Genomic DNA, 6,563 nt, shown 5'->3' with positions numbered 1-6,563 from the left:
ATGACACTTGTAACTGGTCTTACAACAGTGATTGCAGCCGTATCCGTAAAAGCACCATCTGTGGTTGTAACGGTAATTGTGGCAACACCTGGGCTTATAGCAGAGACAAGACCGTTGCTGTCTACTGTTGCCACAGCGGTATTGTCGGAGCTCCAGCTGAGTTGTTGGTTGGTAGCATCTGCTGGTTGTACACTGGCTGTGAGCTGAAGATCGGTGTCCTCATCTACCTCGGCAGTTTCAGGTGTTAGAAGAACGCCTGTGACATTTACATTGTTTGATACAGATTGAAGAAGTACAACCCAATCTAAATTCGGATCAGATGGCGGGTTACCAAGAGATAAAGAGGTACCCCCGCTCACTTCCGTTATATCACTATCTAATAAATTTCCACCTGAACGAGGATTGTACCATTTAACGCTGAAATCGGTAGTAGTGTCTGTGAGGTCAAGCTGGGGGGTTCCGCCAGTAGGAAGATAAACCACATAGATTTCGTCTGTTTTGGAAAAGCACATTTCCCCTGAACTCACCAGATTATCGGAAGTATTCATTTCCCAGAAAGGCAAATAGTTAGTGAAAAAATCAAGAGCTATTTTGGCGTCATCCCATTTGGTTTCTCTACTTCTGTAATCGTCCCCTTCTAAATCTTCGACTCCTGTTCTGGACCCAAAATAGTATTCCACGCCAGCTCCACCTGCCATTAGTGTACCCCAAAGTACCTGATTTCTTATTTCCTCTCTATTATCTTCCGCAGTACCTTGATTACCGCTATAACCTTCGTCTGTGGCAACTCCCACCTGGGCAGAGCCCTGCTCATCATTAGCCACTACCCAAGGCCTTCCAGCATCTTCTGATTTTATGATCCATTCTTTTACGTCTTCGTGATTGGGAATGGGGTCATTCTGCATTGATATTCCCGTAAATAAGGAATTATTACCTAAAAGAGGTGTATAAATTGTGTTTTTATCATTTGTCCTTGTATGGACTACTGTATTGTGTCGGTATGGATCTAAATCATAAAAGAATTGAGCAGTTTCAATACGTTGGGCTGGCGTTTGGGAATTTTCTTCGCCTATATTCCAATTAAGCGCAAGATGATGACCGAATCTCGCAATCATTTCTCTGTAGTACAAGCGTCTTTCTAAATCTAGATCACCTCCATCCAATAGCTGGTCGTTTTCAGTCTCTTGTAACTTGAAATGCAGGTACATGCCCAATTTATCTGCATGATTAAAGACTACCTCCCATTGGTCTAATTTAGACACATCAAATCGTGTGCGATTATCGATATCTGAAGCAGACATATCATCCATTTGAGCAATGGTTGTGGCAGAGTAGGGCCAAACATCGTCCCCATCTCCATTAACATTGAATGTGATGAATGAAAAAACGTTCATCCCTCTGGAGTGGAGATAGTTTATGGCGCCGATCAAATCCTTTCCCTTTTCTGTTTTCCAGGTGGGATCGCCGTTATTCCAGTCTCCGAAATGGGCTGCCCATGAATAATCCGCATTCGTATTGTCAAACTCATCGTACGACAAGAAATTTTCCGGTGAGTCAGCTCCAGCCTTAAGAAAGTAGGTACCCGTCTCTTGGAATTGCAGATACCTAATTCCCACATAATCCAAACGACCATTGGCTCTGTTGTCCGGTAAAATTTTATCCGTTTGAGTGATCGAGAAACTTCCAGTATCACCATCAAATGATGTCGCATTACCTGCAATTGGATCCTCGCTGATCGCAATGTTGGTTCCCATTCGAAAAGAAACGGTATAGGTCCAGACGCCTAATTCTTCTGGAGCAAAATGAACTCTCCAGACATTACCAGAGGAAGCACTGGATTCACCAGCATTGCCATCGGCGGCAAAGAAACCTGGTACAGTCCAAGTAACACCACTGGGTGAAATTAATTCTACATTAAGTCTGTAATTTAAAAAAGGACTACTCGGGTCGGATTCACTAACGGTGGGACCACTCCAAGAAAGGGTGACCTTGTGCCACTTTTTTAATTCGCCAGAAATGCTGGCTTGTGAGTATAATGAGCTTGTTATTAGGCAGAAACAAATAGAAAAGAGAATTCTTTTTAAATTCATTTGTAAGATTTGAGAGAGCAAATATAAAATGATTTTACCAACCATAAGAGAATCTCTTCCAAATACACATTGCGGTATAACGCAAAATGCACGCAGTCTATTTTCGTTTTATAAAATTGGCTTTATGAGATAGGCTTATTTCGTCGAAATTTCTAGTATTTCATCGTTTTTGGAGTCAGTTGGATTCAACCTTGTTTGATCAACATTAATTTTAATATTTCGATGATTTTATCCACCTACCACATACCTGCAATGAAACTAAACTACTCACTTTTTTTTCTTTCTTGCTGTTTGATAAGCACTTTTTTTGCTAATGCACAAGAGCCATCTCTTGATGCCCCAGTAGATTTTACGCAACGGCAAATTGATTTCACTGGATATTCAGAACTTAAAGCTGCGACATCGCTCATGTTCGGACCTGATGATCGTTTATATATCACTGAGTATAAGGGAGCAATAAAAATCTTAACTCTAAATAGGCAGCCAGACACCACTTATGTGATTACTGCCATGGAGGAATTATTTGATATTCAGGCTATACAAAATCATAATGATGATGGTTCTACGGATATCAGTACGGTCCGAGAAACAATTGGAATCACGGTGACCGGAACCGCCTCAAATCCTGTTTTTTATGTTACATCCAGTGACTTTAGAATTGGTGGTGGCAGTGGAGGGGGAAATGGTGATATAGGTTTAGACACCAACTCCGGAATTATTACTCGTTTTACCTGGACTGGTTCAACATGGGATGTCGTTGATATCGTACGAGGTTTACCCCGTTCAGAAGAAAACCACGCCACTAATGGTTTAGAATTTGTCACGATTAACGGGGTCGATTATTTAATCGTTTCTTCCGGGGGGAATACCAATGCTGGTAGTCCTTCCGTAAATTTTGCATACACCACGGAGTATGCCTTGTCAGCGGCAGTTTTATCGGTTAATCTTGACATGATTGAAGCAATGCCCATACAGTTAGACAATGGTCGGCGATACATTTATGATTTGCCAACTCTTGATGACCCTACTCGTCCCAATATTAATGGTATAATTGATCCAGATAATCCGGCATACGATGGTATTGATGTAAATGATCCCTTTGGAGGGAATGATGGGTTAAACCAAGCAATAATAGATCCGACAGGTCCAGTTCAAATTTATTCGCCTGGTTATCGCAATACCTATGATTTGGTTGTTACCGAATCCGGAGCATTGTATGTAACCGATAACGGAGCAAATGGCGGCTGGGGAGGCTTTCCTGAAAATGAGGGGAATGGTGCAACGGTGACAAATAATTATGTGACAGGGGAACCAGGAAGCAGTAGTCCATCCGGTGGAGAACAGATTAATAATGAGGACCACCTGATTAAGGTTACAACAGATATTCAATCCTATGTTCCGAATAGTTTCTATGCGGGTCACCCTACACCCGTTCGAGCGAATCCGATGGGTGCTGGTTTATTCGTTGCTCCGGCGACCAGTGGTTTAAGCGGGGCGCAATGGCTCACACAACCCTATGATCCTGATGGTTCAACCCCGGGATCAACTACAGATCCCAATGCAGCATTGCCCGCAAATTGGCCTCCAGTTCAAATTGCGAATCCGGTTGAGGCTGATTGGCGTGGTCCTGGTATCCCAAATCCTGATGGCCCAGTCGCTGAGCTGGTGACAAAATGGGGAACCAACACAAATGGAATAGATGAATATACAGCTTCTAATTTTGGTGGAGCAATGAAAGGAGATCTTATTGCAGGGACAAATAAAGGCGTACTGCGCAGAGTTCAATTAGATAGCAATGGTGATCTCGCTCGTTTTACTTCTGAATTCGCATCTGGCTTGAGTGGAAATCTACTGGGAATTACTTGCAATGGCGATAATGAAATATTTCCAGGAACAATCTGGGTTGCTACACTAAATAAAAAACTATTGGTTCTCGAGCCCAGAGAAGTCACGGCTTGTATAGAGACTTCGGATCCCGCATTTGATCCGCTAGCGGATTATGATAGTGATGGGTACACCAATCAGGATGAAATTGATAATGGTACGGATTATTGCAATGGAGGGTCTCAACCAGATGACTTCGACAAGGCGGCAGGTGGAATATTGGTTTCAGATTTAAATGATGATGACGATGATGCAGATGGGATTTTGGATGAATTTGATCCATTCCAAATAGGAAACCCCACTTTGGCGGGTACAGATGCATTCAGTATTCCAGTTAAGAATGAATTGTTTTCGGACAATCCCGATTTATTAGGGTACTTAGGTCTTGGATTCACAGGTTTGATGAATAATGGGCAAGCGAATCCGAATTGGCTTGACTTTTTAGATCGAAGGGATGATATCAATGATCCCAATCCAAATGACATTCTTGGGGGAGCAATCGGTGCTATGACCATGCAGATGACTTCAGGGACAGCCTTAGGATTGGTCAATACTCAAGAAAAGGGCTTCCAATATGGTGTCGTTGTTGACCAGAATACACCGGGTTTTACGGTAGAAGTGAGCATGCTCAATTTTTATAACCCACTTCAGTTATATGGTTCAAGTGCTCCTGTTAATGGAGAGCAAGGAATTTTTATTGGAGATGGTAGCCAAAGTAATTACTTAAAAATAGTTTTAACACCCTCCGGAATTAGCATAGTGGAGGAACAGAATGATGTAGCACAAATAGTGCACGATTTAACTCTGCAAAACAATGAAAGGCCTCAAAGCAATGCTAAATTTAGAATTGCAGTTAATCCATCCAATGGAGAAATTTCATTGTACTATGAGTTCGATTCCTCCGGTTTTGTTTTTCTTCATACCCAAACCTTAACGGGTAATCTATTGCAATTGTTAAATGATGTGAATAGTGATTTAGCGGTAGGTCTAATTGGTACATCCAATGCGGTAGGTAAAGAGTTGGAAGCAACATGGGATTACCTCAATGTTAACGATTATCTTCCGCTTGAACTTAACGCAGTTACTGATCAAATCTCTGTTGAGCAAGACAATATCAGTTTGAATTTAGGCTATTCTAATGGAGATCCTTCAGCAGTTTATACTTTCTCTGATACTGGTTTACCGTCGGGCTTACAGTTAAACTCCAATTCAGGGTTAATCACTGGTCAAATTGCTGTTGGTGATGCAATAGGAAGTCCATATAATGTGGAAGTCCAATTAAATAGTGATAGTGGGGAAGTCGTGACCACATCCTTTGTTTGGTCAATAAATCCTTTTTTAGTCAATGATACTTGGTTTAATCAGACAGATGATGAAAATTATTCAAAACGCCACGAGTGTTCATTTGTTCAAGCAGGGGATAGGTTCTATTTATTTGGAGGTAGAGAAAATCCACGAACTCTTGATCTTTACAACCCAACGACCAAAACTTGGACTTCTATAAGTAATTCGGCGCCACAAGATTTTAATCATTTTCAAGCTGTTGAATATCAAGGCTTAATATGGGTCATTGGCGCATTCAAGGACAATGCATATCCAAATGAGGTTCCTGCTGATTTTGTTTGGTCCTATAACCCTGCTAAAAACGTTTGGATTCGAGGTCCAGAAATACCTGCGAATCGAAAAAGAGGGTCCGCAGGATTGGTAGAATACAATGGAATGCTCTATGTGATAGCTGGTAACACGGACGGCCATGACGGAGGATATGTGCCATGGTTAGATGTATTTGACCCCTCTACAGGACAATGGACAAGTCTGCCTGATGCCCCAAGATCACGTGATCACTTCCATGCAGCTGTTTTAGACGGTAAAATTTATGTTGCCGGTGGGCGATTGTCAGGTGGCACAGGAGGTGTTTTTGAACCGCTAATTGCTGAAGTGGATGTCTATGATATTGCTACACAGACTTGGTCAACACTTCCTCAGGATTTACCAACTCCGAGGGCTGCGGCATCAGTGGGAGTACTGAATAATGAAATCTATGTACTCGGTGGTGAAATCAAATCAGATCTTCAAGGAAATAATATTGATGATGCGGTTTCCACTAATGAGTCTTATAATCCTCTAACGGGGATTTGGACATCCCGGGCAGATCTGTTAATTGAACGCCATGGAACTCAAGCAATTGTTTCTGGAAATGGTATACACTTGGCTGCCGGATCCAATAGAAGAGGCGGAGGAATTGGGGTTATGAAGGATATGGATTTCTATGGGGAAGACGCTCCCATATTGTATTCTCTAAATAGTAGTAATCTAACTGGCCCTCAGTTACTTAACATCCCATTGGGTTCATCTGAAAATCTTGTATTGACGAATACTGGCTCAAATGTAGGTATTGTTATAACAGAGATGTTATTTTCTGGAAACAATCCACAGAATTTTACGACTTCTTTTACAGGCTTTCAGACGATTAATGCAGGTGCTTTATCAACAATTCAAGTCAATCATAATGGCGCTGCAGATTCGGATACAGCCATACTGACAATTGGTTTTGATAATGGTGATCAAATTCAAGTAGACCTGAGTTCA

At 41.7% G+C, this 6,563-nt stretch carries 2 protein-coding genes; one reads left to right on the top strand and one right to left on the bottom strand.

The genetic code is table 11. The features are described 5' to 3' along the window. Positions 1 to 2,135, bottom strand: a 2,135-nt coding sequence (locus BST99_RS14295) for an Ig-like domain-containing protein (protein ID WP_105000851.1), incomplete at its 3' end; no start/stop codon positions are given. A gap of 207 nt (positions 2,136 to 2,342) precedes the next feature. Between BST99_RS14295 and BST99_RS05170 the strand changes: the two genes are divergently transcribed. Beyond that, the coding region (locus tag BST99_RS05170) for a Kelch repeat-containing protein (protein ID WP_219843814.1) at positions 2,343 to 6,563 on the top strand (4,221 nt) is incomplete at its 3' end.

The organism is Aureicoccus marinus (assembly GCF_002954325.1).
Classification (GTDB): domain Bacteria; phylum Bacteroidota; class Bacteroidia; order Flavobacteriales; family Flavobacteriaceae; genus Aureicoccus; species Aureicoccus marinus.
This window is presented reverse-complemented; position numbering and strand designations above follow the sequence as displayed.